General features: G+C 59.0%; 11 protein-coding genes. 5 read left to right on the top strand and 6 right to left on the bottom strand.

Going from position 1 to position 16,773, the window contains the following annotated elements; translation table 11 throughout:
- The 4 genes from IQ273_RS19215 to IQ273_RS19200 form a co-directional block, all read left to right on the top strand.
- The coding region (locus IQ273_RS19215; protein WP_194024778.1) for a VWA domain-containing protein at positions 1-949 on the top strand (949 nt) is incomplete at its 5' end.
- Positions 950-1,080: 131 nt separating this feature from the next.
- Positions 1,081-2,982, top strand: coding sequence for an adenylate/guanylate cyclase domain-containing protein (locus IQ273_RS19210; protein WP_194024777.1), 1,902 nt, complete (start codon positions 1,081-1,083; stop codon positions 2,980-2,982).
- Between the two features lie 17 nt (positions 2,983-2,999).
- Positions 3,000-3,992 carry a pentapeptide repeat-containing protein gene (locus tag IQ273_RS19205; protein ID WP_194024776.1) on the top strand — a complete coding sequence of 331 codons (993 nt, stop codon included), beginning with the start codon at positions 3,000-3,002 and terminating at the stop codon, positions 3,990-3,992.
- 99 nt (positions 3,993-4,091) lie between these two features.
- On the top strand, positions 4,092-5,210 hold the full coding sequence (locus IQ273_RS19200) for a DUF389 domain-containing protein (protein ID WP_194024775.1): 1,119 nt from the start codon (positions 4,092-4,094) through the stop codon (positions 5,208-5,210).
- A gap of 17 nt (positions 5,211-5,227) precedes the next feature.
- Here the strand turns inward: IQ273_RS19200 and IQ273_RS19195 are convergent, their stop codons facing one another.
- The 5 genes from IQ273_RS19195 to smc all read right to left on the bottom strand — a co-directional run bounded on the left by IQ273_RS19195 (position 5,228) and on the right by smc (position 13,572).
- Entirely contained in the window at positions 5,228-6,151 is a 924-nt protein-coding gene (locus IQ273_RS19195) for a PRC-barrel domain-containing protein (RefSeq protein WP_194024774.1), read from the bottom strand.
- Between the two features lie 196 nt (positions 6,152-6,347).
- The gene (locus IQ273_RS19190) at positions 6,348-7,640 is read right to left on the bottom strand and encodes a flotillin family protein (protein WP_194024773.1); all 1,293 of its coding nucleotides are present in this window, start codon (positions 7,638-7,640) and stop codon (positions 6,348-6,350) included.
- A complete protein-coding gene (locus IQ273_RS19185; protein ID WP_194024772.1) occupies positions 7,637-9,010 on the bottom strand; it encodes a flotillin family protein in 1,374 nt (457 codons plus the stop codon). Before IQ273_RS19185 ends, IQ273_RS19190 begins: the two co-directional genes overlap by 4 nt.
- A 69-nt stretch (positions 9,011-9,079) precedes the next feature.
- A complete protein-coding gene (locus IQ273_RS19180; protein ID WP_194024771.1) occupies positions 9,080-9,682 on the bottom strand; it encodes an NfeD family protein in 603 nt (200 codons plus the stop codon).
- Positions 9,683-9,867: 185 nt separating this feature from the next.
- Complete coding sequence (gene smc, locus IQ273_RS19175) at positions 9,868-13,572, bottom strand: chromosome segregation protein SMC (protein ID WP_194024770.1); 3,705 nt, start codon at positions 13,570-13,572, stop codon at positions 9,868-9,870.
- Positions 13,573-13,896: 324 nt separating this feature from the next.
- Between smc and IQ273_RS19170 the strand changes: the two genes are divergently transcribed.
- Positions 13,897-14,250, top strand: a complete 354-nt coding sequence (locus IQ273_RS19170; protein WP_397198213.1) for a resolvase — start codon at positions 13,897-13,899, stop codon at positions 14,248-14,250.
- 33 nt (positions 14,251-14,283) lie between these two features.
- On the opposite strand, the gene IQ273_RS19165 is transcribed toward IQ273_RS19170, so the two are convergent.
- Positions 14,284-16,773, bottom strand: a 2,490-nt coding sequence (locus IQ273_RS19165) for a CAAX protease (protein ID WP_194024769.1), incomplete at its 5' end; no start/stop codon positions are given.

Genomic DNA, 16,773 nt, shown 5'->3' with positions numbered 1-16,773 from the left:
GGACGAGGAAGATGACACCCCCGACGAGGACGACAGCCCCCCCAGCATTCCTGAAGAGTTTGTCTTTGACCCCGAGGGCATTATTCTCGACCCCTCGATGCTGCTGTTTGCCCAAACCATGGGGCGGCAGGGCAAGTCGGGCAACGCTAACCTAATTTACTCAGAAGAGCGGGGCCGCTACATTAAGCCCTTTTTGCCTCAGGGTCCGGTGCGCCGGATTGCGGTCGATGCCACCCTGCGGGCCGCTGCCCCCTACCAAAAGGCCCGCCGAGAGCGTGATCCTAACCGCCGAGTGATTGTAGAGCAGGGCGATATTCGCGCCAAGCGCCTGGCCCGCAAGGCCGGATCGCTGATTATTTTTGTGGTAGACGCCTCGGGTTCAATGGCGCTCAACCGCATGCAGTCGGCCAAGGGGGCCGTGCTGGAGCTGCTGACCGAAGCCTACCAAAACCGCGACCAGGTAGCGCTGATTCCCTTTCGCGGTGAACAGGCGGAGGTCTTGTTGCCCCCCACCCGCTCGATCGCGATGGCCCGACGGCGGCTAGAGCGTATGCCCTGCGGCGGCGGTTCGCCCCTGGCCCACGGTCTTACCCAGGCGGTGCGGGTGGGGGTTAATGCTCAGCAGTCGGGGGATGTGGGCAGCGTAGTCATTGTGGCGATTACCGACGGTCGCGGCAATATCCCTCTAGCGCGATCGCTCGGAGAAATGCCAGAGCCCGACGCCCCCAAGCCCGACATCAAGCAAGAGCTGCTGGAGATCGCCGGGCGCATTCGCGGGGTGGGGTATCAGCTCCTGATTATCGATACCGAGCGCAAGTTTGTCTCCACTGGGTTTGGTAAAGAATTGGCTAAGACCGCCGGGGGCCGGTATTACCAATTGCCCAAGGCGACCGACCAGGCCATTGCTTCTATGACCCGAGGCGCGATCGCCGATATGAAGAGTGGATGAACAGTTCTGCTTCTGGCCTCTATTTGGCGCGTTGCAGAGTCTAGACGGGCAGTATGTAAACTATAAGCGTCTAGGAGTTTGCCCCTGACCTAGATGCGGCCCATATCTGCTGTGCACCATTGCGAGTCGCCATGGAACGTCGAGTGTCATCGTTATCCCAGGGGCAACGCCTGCTCGCTGCCATTATGATTACCGATGCGGTAGGCTTTAGCACCCGCATGTCGGTGGACGAAGAGCGCACTCTGCGACTAATTGACCGCGACCTCACCCTGATTGGTGATACCTGCCGAGAGTTTGGCGGCACCGTGCTTAAATCGACGGGCGATGGCCTGCTGATCTACTTTTTGAGTGCTGTTGAGGCGGTCTCCTGCGGGCTAGAGATGCAGCGAAGACTGGTCGATTTGGTCGAGGGGTTAGAGCCTCATCAGTACTTGGATCATCGTATAGGCATTCACCTGGGCGATATTCTGGTCAGCGAGCAAGACGTTATGGGCAATGGGGTAAATATCACCGCCCGGCTGCAAACCTACGCTAAACCCCGTGGCCTGTGCGTATCGCGCACCATTTATGACGTGGTCAGGGCTCGGCTCAACCTGCACGCCACCTTCTTAGGGCCGCTGCACCTCAAGAATATTGAGGAGCCAGTACCCGCCTATCAGCTTGCCCTCCAGGCCGAAGACACCGAGCCTGGTCCCCAGGGGTCTGAAGATCATACCTGCACCCTACCCATGACCACCGAGGCGCTGCTGGCCAATGCCGTCCGCGCTCTCAGTACGCACACCCACAGCCTGCGGATTAAAAAACTGGTGTTTGCTACCTATCAACAGGCCTGGGAAAACGACTCTAAGGTGCTAGAGCAGTTTGACCTCCGGGTGCTGCTGCTATCGCTGCGCGATCGCTACACAGCCCTAGCCGATCTAGAAGCTCAGCTCCAGCGGGTTGTACTGGGGCTTAACCGCCAGGATATCTATACTGAAGTTACTGACGTTATTCTTAAGCAGCTCCAGCCCTGGTACGGGCGATCGCTGTTTCAAAATCCTGACGTTGTCGAGCCCGAGTTCACCCAACTGACGGTGCGTTCGATCGAAGAATGCTGCCAAACCGTAGCCGATCAGTTTGAGCAAAGCCCCGATGCCCTGCGGCTGCGCAAGCTGCTCCACTGCCTTTGCCACGGTGGCTGGGAAAACGACCCCAGCTGCCTGAACCAAATCTACTTGCCAACCCTAATTCAGCAGACGCTCGCGATCGCGCCCAAGCCCCAGGATTTGCGCTATCGCTTAGGGCGCATTGTGAAGCACCTGAATCGACGCCAACAGTACACGCGCCTGGCTAACCAAATTGTGGCGGCATTCAAACCCCTGTACCATAGCCAGTCGGAAGCATTCGACGCTACGGCCCTAATAGAATCGACGGTGTTAGCTGAGTCAACTGCCCTAGCCGAGCCCTCTGGCCCCTCTGGCGGCAGTGAGGGCGGTTACACTACGCTCACCAGCTTGGCCGGATCTGAGCAGCCCGCCGATTTGACCACCCTCCACGGCACCCTCTCCAACCCTCTAGGTGCTGGCCATGAGAATGGTGGCCCCCGGCGCGATCGCTCGTCTCTATTTGACCTGCGGGGTGATATTATTCAGTACGCAAATCCGCTGCGGGCCAAAATTCTGCTATATTCCTGCCTGCACGGCCCCTTTGGCTACACCCCCCAAGACTGGTCTAACCTCAACCGTCGCACCCTCAACGACCTGCTTGAGCAAACCTTTGACTATTGCCCCACCTATACCGATTTAGACAGTAAGCTATCCATTATCGCCCACTGCCTGGGCCGAGCGGGCGATGGCGGACAGGTGGCCAGCGCCATTACCCAGGCCATGCGGGCCTACTACCCCCAGGACCCCAATGCCGCGCTAGAGCCTCTATCTCAGGCGGAGGAAGACTTTTCTAGCCAGCTTCCCTCTCCTGCCGTTGGGCGCAAGTTGACTAGCCGTGGCGATCGCCCTGCCGTGGTGGCTCGGTCCTCCGCTCGGTCCTCTGCCTAAGCCCCCTGGTTTTCGATATGAACGCCCGTGAACTGCTCGATGCCTATGCCCGTGGCGAAATGGACTTTAAAGGTAAGACCCTGGTTGGCGTTGACCTAACCGGGGCCGATCTGATTGGGGCCAATATGGTGCAGGCCGATCTCGAAAATGCCAACCTGATGCTGGCTTTTTTGACGCGGGTCCGGTTTCGCCAAGCTAACTTATCAAAAGCGCGCCTGGGTGGTGCCAACCTCAATCAGGCCGATCTGTCGGCGGCTATGCTGCGTGATGCCGACCTGCATGGAGCCAGCCTGCAGGGGGCCGACCTACGCAGTGCCGATATGACGCTAGCCGACCTGCTCGACGCCAACCTGACCGGGGCTGACCTGCGCAACGCCGACCTCAGCGGGGCTAACCTGACCGGAGCCTGTCTGCGAGGGGCCAACCTGCGTCAGGAAAACCGCAAGTATGCCACCAACCTGCGGGGGGCTAAGCTGTGCCAAGCTGACCTGCGAGGCACTAACCTATCGGGCGCTGACCTAGCCTACGTTGATCTCAGTGGGGCTAATCTAAGCGAGGCCGTGCTACGCGACGCCAACCTAAAGGGAGCCAACTTACAGGGGGCACTGCTGTGCAACGCTAATCTCAGCGATGTCGATCTCAGTCACAGCTGCCTAGAATCAGCCGATCTCACCCACTGTCGCTTTCCGCGCAGTAACCTCAGCCAGGCCAACCTCAACCACACCAGTGCCAAAGGAGCCGACTTTACCGAGGCCGTCATGGCCCTGGCTCAAATGGATGACTGTAACCTGGCCGACTCCCGCTTTAGCCGAGCCGACCTGGCTCGGGTTAGCCTGCGCCGCTCGGTTTTGACGAAAGCCCTGCTGGTAGAAACCTATTTGAGCCGGGCCGACCTCACCGATGCCAACCTCAGCGAAGCTATTCTAGAGCGGGCTGAAATTAGCAGCACCACCATGGCTAATGTCATTTTGACCGGAGCGACTATGCCCGATGGTACGATTCACGGGTGATTGGGGGAAATGGCCGATCCGTTTCAATTTGGTTTTCGATTTAGGTTTTGCTAAAGGCTGTGTCAATGCTGATCGCGCTGCTGGACTGAGGGCTGAGACTTGAAGTTTGATCACTCCAAACTGCTGCAGTGGGGCCACCTCGTTGGCCACCACAGCTACCGGATCTGGCTAACGTTCCAGACCTGGCTATGGGACGCGTTTTTGACCACAGCCGCCTGGCTCGAAAATGCCCTGTCTCCGATGCGGCGATCGGCGGCGGCAGGCGATCTGACTCGCCTGCGCCAAGACCTGTTGGCAGAATCACAGCTGAGCTGGTACTACCTGGTGCTAGTGGTGGGATCGTGCATTATTGCCACGCTGGGGCTGCTCTCTAATAGCGCCGCCGTAATTATTGGGGCGATGCTAATTGCTCCCCTGATGCTGCCCATTCGCGGTGCTGCCTTTGGCATTTTAGAAGCCGATCGCCCTCTCATTCGGGCCAGCCTGCTGGCTCTGGCCACAGGTTCGTTTTTGGCGGTGGCTATATCTGCCCTGATCGGCGCAGTGACTGGAGTGGCTCAGTTTGGCAGTGAGGTGCTAGCTCGCACCCAGCCCACCCTTCTTGATCTGGGCATTGCGGTCACGGCTGGGGCTTTAGCCGGGGTGGCCAAGGTAGAGCCAAAGCTGTCTAGCACACTAGCCGGAACCGCGATCGCCGTTGCCCTCATGCCGCCTATCTGTGTCGTCGGCCTTTGGCTGGGGCAGGGAAATCTAGCCCTTAGTTTTGGAGCCCTGCTGCTCTATCTCACTAACCTGTTTGGCATTACCCTGGCCTGCATGCTGGCCTTTGTGCTGTTTGGCTATTCGATGGTGCACCGTGCCCGACGTCCCTTGGGTATCACCCTCCTCTTTACAGCCCTGCTGGTGATTCCCCTAGGTGCCAGTACACTTCAACTGCTCCAGCAGAATCAGCTAGAGGCCAGCGTCAAAACGGCTCTGCTCGATCGCACTGTTACCTTTCAGCGCGTCACCCTAGTTGATATGGATGCCAACTGGCTGACCAAGCCGCCCGAGATCTCGCTCACCGTACGTGCCTCAGAACCGGTGTCGCCCAAACAGGTCGAGCTGCTAGAGCAGTTTTTAGCCCAGGAAATGAAACGCTCCTACAAGCTCACGTTTTTGGTCAGCCAGTTTGAATCAATCACGAGCACCTCACCCGATCAAGGGAGTGAAGAATAGCGAGAGCCTGTGACGTTTTAATAGTCCAGCTCTTCTTCATACTCCGTAACTTTTTTCTTTTGAGGAATATTGAGGGGTTTGGCTTCGTAGGGCTGACCCTCGTCTTCCTCAGTCCAGACGTCTTCGGTAACGTCTTGGAAGTCGGCGTCGTAGGCCTTGTAGCTGCTTGGCTCATCGAGGGTAGCCGCCTGATAGCGCTCGGCAGGCTGCTGAGCCTGAAGGGGTTCTTCGACGCGCTCGGGTTCACCCCAGTCATCGTCACTCCAGCGCTCTTCGGTGGTGGTGGGACGGGCTTTGCTAAATTCGGCTGGTACCTGAACCCCAGAGGGCAGTTGATTAGCGGTTGACACCGGCATGATGTATTCGCTGTCGTCGTTGCGATCCCAGGGGGCGCTACCAATGCCCAGGCGCTCTAGCAGACCAACGCTGATTTGCACCATCTTTTCTTCGGCACCTTCGAAAACAATCAGGCGATCGGGGCCGCTGCTGACCACTTCGTCGATGGAGAGCTCGTAGGTGCTAATGACCTGATCGGGAATTTGGGGTAACCCAAAGGAGGCAATCACAATGGTTTCGATGCGACCGTTGGTAACATCAAACTTAAAACCGCGCACCCGGCCCAGGGGCTCGCCAGTTTCGGTAATCACTTCGCAGTTGACTAGCGTGCTGTAGGGGGCAACGCTCATTTCGTCATCCAGCGCCGCCTCGTCGTCAACCAGGATCACATCCCCGATTTGGCGAATGTTGGTCAGGGCCATGACCTGCTGAGTGCTCGACACCAGCCCAGACATAATATTTTCCCGTAGACCAATCGCTACGACTTCTCGCTGGTCAACATCAACCCAAACCTGGCTGACAATTCCTAGCCGTTGACCAGAATTGCGGGTGATTACCTGGGTACCCAAGAAGTCAGAGCGGAGACGATACTTGTCTAAGGTCATGTTTAATCCATCTCGTAAACCGAGACAACAGATCGCTAATCGGGTCAGGCCTGTATGTGAACCGCCTTGCCAGACGACAATGGAACCCCTTAGCCTGAATAGTTATCTTAACTAGAATCGTCTAATTCTACAGGAGGGAAGACCGAACTACCAGCGCAGGCCAGGCGACTTGCGCCGCTTGATAATGAAGGACCGTTTAGCTTCCCTGTCCCTGATCGGGATGAACGATCACAGGGGGTACTAACGAGGCTGAGGGCGAGTTGTTATTACCTAGGTTCTTTACTGTCTGGGTGAGGTCTAACCCTGTGGTTTGTTTAAGTTGCTCCATAAAGCTAGCTAGTTTGGTGGCGCTGCTTCCACCGCCTGGATCAATGACGGTAATGCTTTCTACCTCCACATCGGGCACGGTGGCGACCAAGTTGACCAACAGCGCTTCCAGCTTTTGAAACAGAAAGATTTCTCGCGCGTGATCACCGGCGGCCTTCCAGGTGGTCGCCAGTTCGCGAATCCCCTCGGCACGGGCGCGGCCATCTTCAATAATGCTAGCGGCCTCTCCCTTGGCTTGGGCCTGGGCCTGCTGACAGGCAGCGGCGGCCGGGGCAATCACATCGGCCTGAAGCTGCTGCTCAACCTGGTTGCGGCGTTCGCGCTGGACGGCCAGTTCGGCCTCGGTTCGGGCAACTTCGGCAGCAATTTCAGATTCGGCTTCAGAAATCGCGGCCTGGCGCTGGCTAAGGGCGTTTTGCAAACGGCGATCGGCATCGGCGCGGGTGGTGGCAACTTTGGCTTCGATCTGGCGCAGCGAGGTGAGCTTGAGGTTTTCGGCGGCCTGGAGAGCCGACTGGGCCTCGGCCTCGGCCTCGGCAATGCGAGCATCGCGCAGCAGATCAGCCCGCTGTTTGCGACCAATGGAGTTGAGATAGCCGACATCGTCGGAGATATTCTGAATTTGCAGGTTGTCGAGAATTAGTCCCAGCTGGGCCAGGTCATCGTCGGCTTCGTCGAGCAGGTTGCGAACAAAGGCCATTTTGTCTTCGTTCACCTGTTCTGGGGTAAGGGTGGCGAGCACCCCGCGCAGGTTACCCTCCAGGGTTTCGCGGGCAATCTTTTCGATGTCTTCGCGGCTTTTACCCAGCAGGCGCTCGATCGCATTGTGAATCGCGGGTTCTTCGCCGGCAATTTTGATATTCGCCACGCCATCGACGCTGAGGGGAATGCCGCCCTTAGAGTAGGCATTGGTGACCCGCAGCTCGATGATCATGTTGGTGAGCTCCATGCGGAAAGTTTTTTCGAGCAGGGGTTTGCGAATGCTGCTGCCGCCTTTGACCAGTCGATAGCCAACCCGACGACCGTCGCTAACGGTGTGGCGATCGCCCGCAAATATCAGTACTTCGCTGGGCTGGCAAATATAGTACAGGTTTTTAATGATCAAAAGCAGGCTGCCGGTGGCCCCAAACATGACCACCAGTAGGGTGAAAATTAGGCTCATAGCTTCTCCAGGGGATGAATGGCGGGGGTGGATTGAGGTGGTACCGTGGGCGGCAGACTGGCCACTAGAGGAATGCCAAGGATGTCTTCGGACTGCCGCAGAAACTGCTTCACCATTTCGGGGTAGGCGTTGAGTAGAGATGCGATCGCTTTACCATCCCCGTTGTCGATCACGTTCACATGGCCAAGGTGGAGCCGACCAGGAATGCGCCCCGCCTCTTTTAGCACCATTTCGAGCTGCTGCACCAGAAAGATTTGAGAGGCCTCAACGCCGGTGTCTTGCCAGACCTTGACCAGCATTTGGCTGGCCTGGGCCGAGGCTTTGGCGTTTTCTTCGAGGGTGGCGGAGGCACCTCGGGCCTGGAACTCTTGCGCCCGCTGCTGAGCCTTGGCAGGCAGCACCTTTTCCACCTCCAGACGGGCCTGCTCCAGGTGGGCGCGAATGGCCTGTAGCTCCCGCTGGGCACGGGCGCGGGCCTCTTCGGCAGCAGCCTGGGTGCGCTCTTCTTCGATGCGGGCTTGTTTTTCGACTTCAGCGGTGATGCGGCGCAGCTCGTTTTCTTTTTCCTGAATAACGGTACGGGCCTGGGTTTGGGCGACTTTGGCCTGGCGGGTGCTGTCAGCCTCAATTTGTTCGGCTTCGGCGACGGCGTTAGACTCGGCAATTTCGGCGTCGCGTACCACGTTGGCGATCTGGCGACGCCCGATGGAGTTGAGGTAGTCGACCTGGTCGGAAACGCTCTGAATTTTAAGGGTGTCAAGGTGTAAGCCGAGCTTGACCAGGTCGTTTCGTACATCGCTGGCAATGCGTTCGGCAAACTCCAGTCGGTCTTCGTTGAGCTGTTCGGGGGTGAGGGTGGCTACAACACCACGCAGGTTACCCTCTAGGGTTTCGCGGGCTACACGGGCAATTTCTTCGGCCCCTCGCCCCAAAAAGCGCTCGATCGCATTGCCGACCAGGGCTTCGTCGCGGGCAATTTTGACGTTGGCGATCGCCTGAATGTCCAGCGGCGTACCGCCTTTGGAGTAGGCGTTGGTGACCTCAATGGGCACCGGCATGGTGGACAAATCCATGGTTTTGACCGTTTCAAGAATAGGAATGCGAAAGGTGCGTCCCCCGTAAATCACTCGGTAGCCTGTGGTCTGGCCATCGGGACGACGGTACTTACGCCCCGAAATAATCAAAATTTTGTTGGGGTCGCAAATTTGCACCAGGGCGTTGACCCCCCAAATGGTGAGCAAAAGGGCAAAGATCAGGACGGCGATCGCCCCACCCCCCAGGGCTTGACCGCCGGTCTGTCCGAGCACTGGTGCGGTTGGTATTGCCCCCGCCAGGCTTACCGTTTCGGTCTGGTTAATTCTTGCTGTCATACCTACGCGCTCCTTTGGTGTGCCATCAGTCTCGCCGCCTTCTCCCCTGTCGGCAGGTTTCGTCTGTCCCTACCCATCTACCCCCTCTGCCGAGGCTACCCACAACTTGTTGTGCTCTAACCCCACCACCAGTACGGCATCACCTTTCTGAAATTCCCGCTCCTCCTGGGTCATGGCGAAGAAGCTGATCGTCGAATCACGCAGGCGCAGATAAACTTTGCCCCGGCTATGGGCATCGAAGGGAATTTCTACTGTGGCAATCTGGCCGGTCAACTCTTCGGGGCGAATCAGGCTGCTGACCGGCTGTCGAGCGAGCGATCGCAGCACTAGAGCCGCTACCAAACCACAAAATAGCCCCATCAGTAGGGCAAGGAGGGCCGCCAGCCACCTGGGCAGATCGGGCTGTGCCCAACTGAGCAGCAGCCCCGTGAGGCCAAAAAAGCAGAGGGCAAAGGTCCAAAACCGCAGGCTGAGAAAAGGCAGCCACCAACGGTTGCGCAACGCCGTTAACGTTTGGTCGATTTGGGTGCCGACATCAATGTCATCCACGTCGATGGGTGTTTCGACATCGATATCAAAGTCCCCCGCAAAGTCGACTCCGTCGAGTCCGCCAGCGGCCGCCAGTAGCACAAAAATGCCGCCGACCATAAAGCAAAGACCATAGACCAGCATGGCTTGACGATTCCTCGCGGGGTTAGCCTGGACATTAGTCCCGTTGCCAGGGTACTCGCGGCGCGGCCGTCAGCGCCCGTTTTCTTCACTGTCCTTAATTAGAAATCCTGCTTTGGGAGGATGAGAGATTTAGATGAGAGATGTAAGGCATTGCATCAACCTGGCCCTCTAGCCTAATTGAGCACCTACAATGTGGCGCTCTGGGCCTCTAGGTCGATGCCGAGCACCTGGGTGTAGGCTCCCCGCGCCTGGGTGACGCCAATGGTGCGCTGGGCCGACTCGATCATGGGGCGGCGCAGGCTGACCACAATAAACTGGGCCGACTCGGCCTGGCGCTTGATCATGCGCGAGAGGCGCTCAACGTTGGCCCCGTCCAGGAACATGTCCACTTCGTCGAAGGCGTAGAAAGGCGAGGGGCGGTAGCGCTGGAGGGCAAAGATAAACCCCAACGCCGTGAGAGATTTTTCGCCCCCGGACATAGAGGCCAGGCGACGCACGGGCTTACCCTTGGGGTGGGCCACTAAGTTGAGACCGCCGTTGAAGGGGTCTTCGGGGTCTTCGAGCTGGAGGTGGCCGTCGCCATCAGAGAGTTCGGCAAAGATGGCCTGAAAGTTTTCGTTGACGGCATCGTAGGCCTCGGTGAAGGCCTGGCGGCGCAGGGTAGTGAAGGTTTCGATCCGCAGCAGCAGCTCGGTGCGCTCTTCTTCGAGGGTGGTGAGCTTGTGGGTGAGTTCGCCCAGCCGCTCTTCGGTGCGGTTGTATTCTTCGAGGGCCAGCATGTTGACGGGCTCCATAGCCTCCATGCGGCGCTGGAGCGATCGCAGCTCTTTGCGCAGCTCCTCTAAATCGGTTTCGGGCGGAATCTCGGGCAGCGGGTTAGGTAGCTCTGCCGCCTGGGTGGCCAACAATTCCTGGGCTTCGCTCAGCTGCTGACGGCGCTCCTGCTGGGTTTCGATCAGCTTTTGGCGCTCCCACTCCTGCTGCTGAGTTTGAGTGCGCTGGGCGCGCAGGCGCTGCTCTAGCTCGTCGCGGGCCGCTTTCTCAGCTGCCAAGGTTTGATCGAGAGCGGCCATCTGCTGGCACAGCTGGACAACTTCGCCATTCAGCCCGGTCTGCTGCTGCTGGAGCTGGGTGAGCTGCTGGTCACGCTCTGTTTGCTGCTGGGTCAGGGTTGTGAGGGTTTGCTGAGCCTGGGTAAGCGCCAGGTCGAGCTGCTGGCGCTGGTTGTGCAAATCTTGCAGGCGGCGCTCGGCGGCCTGGAGCTCTTGCTGGCGATCGCTGAGCTGAGCCTCTAATTGCCCCACGGCAGCCTGGGCCTGCTGCCACTCGCTGTGGGCCTGGGACTGCTCTAGTTCACCGAGGGCCTGCTGCTGCCGGGCGATTTCAGCTTCTTGCACGGGTAAAGACTCGGCCAGCTCTTGCAGGCGGGTTTGGGTGCTGGCTAGCTCTTGCTGGTGCTGGCTGAGCTGAGTTTCGAGGGTGGCGCGCTGCTGGGCCTGCTGCTGCTGCTGGGTCTGCTGCTGCTCGCCCACCATCTGTAGCTCACGGTACTGCTGGCGCTGAGCAATCAGCGATTGGGAGAGGGTTTGCAGGGTGGCGGAGGTCGTCTTGAGGTCGCGATCGCAGCGTTCCAGCATCACTTCAATGTCGCTCAGCCGCTGGCGCAGGGCCTGGGCCTCGCTAGATTCAGCGGGTTCTACGGTGCCGAAGTGCAAACTGCCGGAGCGCGACGAGACATTGCCCCCGGTCATCGCCCCGCTGGTTTCCAGAATTTCTCCCTCCAGGGTGACGATGCGGTAGTCGCCCAGGTACTGCCGGGCCGACTGTAGGGTATCGAATACCACGGTACTGCCGAAGGTGTAGCCAAAAATATCGCGATAGCGCGAGTCGCAATCGATTAGGTTGACGGCGTAGTCTAAGAACCCGTCGGGGCGCTTCCACTCGGGTACTGGGGTAAAGCGGGGGGCGCGAATTTTATTGAGCGGCAGGAAGGTAGCCCGCCCGGCTTTGCGCTGCTTGAGAAACTGGATGCCCTGGGCCGCCACCCGATCATCTTCGACCACTAGGTAGCCCAGTCGCGCTCCGGCGGCAATGTCTAACGCTAATTGGTACTTGGGATCGACCTTGCCCAGCTGGGCGACCAGCCCGCTGATGCCTGCCATACCGCTTTCTAGCAGCAGCCTGGTGGCGTGGGTGCCCTGGCTCTCCTGCATAGCCTGGGTTTGGGCCTCTAGCTTGTCGAGGTCGCGCTGCTTGTCGCGCTGTTCTTTGAGCAGGCGGGTCTGGGTATCGCGCTGAACCGATAGCTCGGCTTCGGCGGCGGCCATTTTGGCGGCAGTATCTTGAATGGTCTTCTCTGCCGCTGCTAGCCGCTGGGTCAACCCGACATCTTCGGACTCGGCTGGGGCTGCCCCCAGGGTGCCGCGCTGTTCGTTAAGCGCTTCTAGCTGCTGCTCTAGCTGGCGCAACCGCTCCTGCAGCCGAATCTGCTCGGCCCGCTGAGGGTCGACCGCCTGGCGCAGGGCCTCGATCGCCTGGCGCATCTGGGTCTGCTGCTGAATGCTGGTTTGAGACGCTGAAGCGATCGCCAAAGTAGCCTGGCGGCGCTCTTCTAGGGCCTGCTGCACCTGTTTTTTGGCCGCGCTGAGGGCTACCAGCTCCCCACTCGTTAGCGCCGCGATCGCCTGCCCCACCTGTTCCAGGTCGCGCTGCTGCTGCTGCCGGGCAATTTCAGTGTCGCGGCGCTGGGCCGCCCCCTGGTTAGTAGCCGTGCGATTTTCCTGCTCCTGGCGCTGGAGCTGGCGCAACTCGGCCTCGTGGGTGGCGACCTGAGCCTGTAGCGCCAGATGCTCGTCTTCACCCATGGCCCGAATGCGGGTATTGAGGGCGGCCAGTTCGGCCTCTAAGGTGGCGATCGCCCCCTGTCCCTGGGCAATAGCCGCCGCCAGCGCGGTGGACTTGGCCTCGCCCTGCTCTAGGGTTTGGTGCAGAGCCGCGATCGCCCGCTGCTGACTCTGCCACAGCAGCACCGCCTCCCACTGGCTCTTGGCCTGAAAGGCTTCCTTGAGGCGCTGGTACTTTTCGGCCTTTTGCCGGTCCTGGGCCAGGCGCTCTAGCTGGGCCTGTAGCTCGCGCTCCACAATTCGAAAGCGTTCTTCGTGGTCGCGCACGGCCTCTAGCTTGCCCCGGGCCTGGTCAATTTTGCGGTCAAAGGCTGCCACTCCGGCTAGCTCGTCAATAATCTCTCGACGCTCGCGGGAGTTCATCGAAATAATGCTGGTGACATCCCCCTGTAGCACCACGTTGTAGCCCTCTGGATACACGTGAAACCGCTGCAGCTGCTCGTGAAGCTGATTTAGAGTGCAGGGTTCGCCGTTGATGTAGTAGTTCGACGTGTAGGTGCCCTGGCTGGTCACTCGCAGCCGCCGGGTCACGCTCCACTCACGCAGGGAAACAAAGCTGGTATCAGCCTCCTCAGAAGTCGAGATATCTAGTGTAGGAGAATTGCCGTTGCTGCCGTAGCCGTTTTCACCGCGCCCAGGAGCGTGGCCGTTGCTACCATTACCGTTGCCATTTAAATCGTTCGCCCCATCGTCGCTGCCCTCCATCATCAGCTCGGCAGCCACATCACTGAGGTCAAAGGTAACCGTGACGCTAGCTTCAGAGGTCGCCCGTCGACTCATCTGGTTTTGGTTGACCAGATCAGGCAGGCGATCGGCCCGCATTCCCTTAGAGCTGGCTAAGCCCAGACCAAATAGCAGCGCGTCTAAAATATTTGATTTTCCCGAACCGTTAGGGCCAGAAATAACCGTAAACCCAGGCAGCAATGGAACCTGGGTCGTACCCCCAAACGATTTAAAATGCGACAACTCGACGCGCTTGATGTGCACTGGCCAGCGTTACCTCGGGCTTGAAACAAGTGTACTATAGTAAAAAAGTTTTGGCCACTCTTTTTTAGGATCCGCAACGCCATTGGTTGCTGCTTGCCGACTAAGTTTAGTGCAAAACCTTCATTGTTGTACGCTTGCGGCCAGCCCTCTAGTTTGCCCGCTGAATTGATGGAACGGCAATTTTCTGAGTAAATCAGATCAGGGTGGCACAATGAAGGAGAAAGTCTACCCCCAAACCCCGTGAGCCAGCCTACCCCGCCCCCTCTGTCTCAACCGGTGATTTTGGGCTTTGACCCCGGACGGCAAAAGTGCGGCCTCGCCATTATGGGTCTAGACCGCATGTTGCGCTACCAGCAGGTGATCGCGTCCGAGGCGGTGCTGGATGAAATTACGGCCCTGCGCCAGCGATTCCCGATTTCGATGATTGTGCTGGGGGATCAAACCGCGTCTCAAGGCTGGAAAGATACGCTCAGCCAGCTCCCCGACCCACCGCGCATTATGCTGGTCGATGAACGTTATACAACGCTAGAAGCCCGCGATCGCTACTGGCAGATGTATCCGCCATCGGGGTTGGGGGGGCTGGTGCCTCAGTCGCTGCGCAAAATTTCTCGCCCGATTGACGACATCGTGGCCATTCTACTGATCGAGCGCTACTTGAACCGGCTAACGGGCGATTAGAGACCTCTGTCGCTGCCACTCGATCGATCTTGCCTAAAACGTCATCGGCGCGATCGGTTCGATCGCTGAGTTGTGCCCACCCACCTGGCTAGTGCGCAGCACCCAGGCCGACGCGCCGTATTTAAGAAACTGGTGCACCACCACGTCGCTGGCTTTACGGGGAAACACCGTGCGCCAGCTGCCCAGGCCCATCACTAAATTACGGATAGGTTCGTCTTCAATGGAGCTGCCCAGGTTAAACTCGTTCTTTTCCCAGGCGGGGCGCAGGCCGCCCAGGGGTTGCAGGGTGCCTTTGAGGTCTTTGCCAAAGGCCCCAAGCTGCCGTAGGGCAGAGGCCTGGTCGGGATGGTCCTGGTTCCACTCGCGCAGCGCGTCAGCATGGTGCTGCAGGCTGTCAGTGGTGCTTTGCAGGCTGGCAAACAGCGCCTGGTTTGAGTCTTGGGAGCAGTTGTTAGAAGGGCCGACAAAGGTGCCGCCCGTACCGTCGCCAATGCGGTAGCGGGCGGTCATGGCTTGCAGGTGGGCCTCCATACGGGTAAGCGGCGACCGGCGCTCGTCGTCAAAATAGTAGTAGCGGTTAAAGGCATCGAGCTTGACAAGAATATCGCAGGTGGGGCGAGTGCCCAGCCAGCCCCGCTGGCGATCGCCCTGGTACCTCGACCAGTGAATGGTGCCCGCAATCAGCCCGTCGATGTTGTGGGCGTAGACCTGGTAGTAGCGAATCTCAAACCGGTGCTCGTCGGCCAATCGGTCGTGCACCACCTCGGCCCGACCGTAGGCAAAGTGGCCAAAGAAAATGGGGCTAAAGGCGGCGGGTTCTTTTTGCTCGCCGCCAATGCCGCCATAGGTATGCAGAATGAGGGCGCGATCGCCCACCTGCCAGTCATCAATAGCCGCTGCGATCGCCTCCGGGCGACCGTTATCCCGCGCGGTGCACAGTACTGAGCCTACCTGGCCCTTCTGGGCCACCACATCGGCCCACGCTTCTTTGCGAATGTAGCGGTAGGCTGCTTTCGCCCCACCAAACACCACCCGCTGGGGCTGTAGGCGAAACAGCGATCGCGGCCCCAGCGACTGCACCACAAAGGTGCCGTCAGCATTCTGCGCGCCGTAGATATACCAGCCCGACTCGTTGTAGGGCGAGGTCTCAAGTTCTTCGGTGGTAGACGGGTAGCTGCCGTAAACCTCCATCATGGCGACCGAGGGCAGACTCACCACCTCCTCAACGCCATCAAAGGCTCGGCTGCCGCGATCGAAGTGCCGCACTCGCCACTGATCGGTACCCGCGATCGGCTCGATAAACTGCACTAGACCGTAGTAGCGCCCGGTCACCTCCATGGGCTGTGCGTTGATAAAAAGCGTCACCCCATCTCTGTCCAGCATGACCTGAGGGGTTTCCACCACCACAATCATGTCGTCTTCGGGCAGTGACCCGGCGAGAGACTCTAGCGGATCGACCCGCAGCCAGTGGTTGAGCCGCACCGGGTTAATCACGCCGCTAAAACGGCTGGCGTATTCGGCATCGGCGCTAAAGTGCACGTCGTGGGTAACCGCCTGAACCAGCTTTTGGGTCAAAGCATTGTTCGACCAGCTCAGCTTAACCACTCGTCCCACCAGCCCTTGATGATCGGCGGGCGCATGGTGAATTTCGTAAAAAACACCGCCAAACCGCTCGTTCTTAAGGGGCAAAATCAGCCGCCCAATCCAGTCGCCAATTGGCTCATAGAGGTCAGCATTGGGCCGCTGATCGAGGGGGTAGCTCTGGTACTGCACCAGGGGATTGGCGCAAAAAATATCGTAGTTGTTGGCCTGGCTGCGGCGCTCTAGCCCCGTCTCCAGCATGTCGCCCTGCAAAATGGCGTTGATAGTGTCGATGGTCTGCCCCAGGGAGCTACGACCATCGGGCAAGATCAGCTTGGGGTCGAGAATGCCCCCCGGCACCTGGTGACCCACCGGCCCCAGCGAAACGAATGAAACTTTGCCCCGCCGCTTGGCCCGATTCCAGTAGGAGAGAGGAAACAACTTCCAGCGACCCGGAAAAATTTTGGGACCGAGCTTCTCGACCGTATCCTTTTCGCCTGACAGGTGGTAGAGGTGCTCCAGCTTAAGCAGATTAATGTTGGCGCTGATCACCCCGCCCAGGGAAATCACGTCGATGGGAGCTCCCAATGCCCGCTTGAGGTAGGGGGCACTGGCGCACGACATTTGCCCGCCGCCGCTGTAGCCTATTAGCGTTACCGGAGTGCCGCTGCCCACCTGGTAGCCGTTCTTGACCAAGCCATTGAATACAACCTGGGCAATGCCCTGGTTGTACAGCGGGCCATAGCGCTTGTCGGCAGACACCCCCACAATTAGCACATTGCGAATATTGACCAGCAGACCCAGCACACTCATGGGGTTGGCGAAGCGCAGCCTGTCGGCATAGCGCCACAAAAATGATAGGGGCCGGTCCTGGTCGAGGGGCGCGTTCATCACTGAGTAGGGCATGATGCCGCGAATCAGCGCCACATCGTCGGGCAGGGT

The organism is Nodosilinea sp. LEGE 07298 (assembly GCF_015207265.1).
Taxonomy (GTDB): Bacteria; Cyanobacteriota; Cyanobacteriia; order Phormidesmidales; family Phormidesmidaceae; genus Nodosilinea.
Note: the sequence above shows the minus strand (reverse complement) of the source record. Positions and strands in the feature narration are given on the sequence as shown.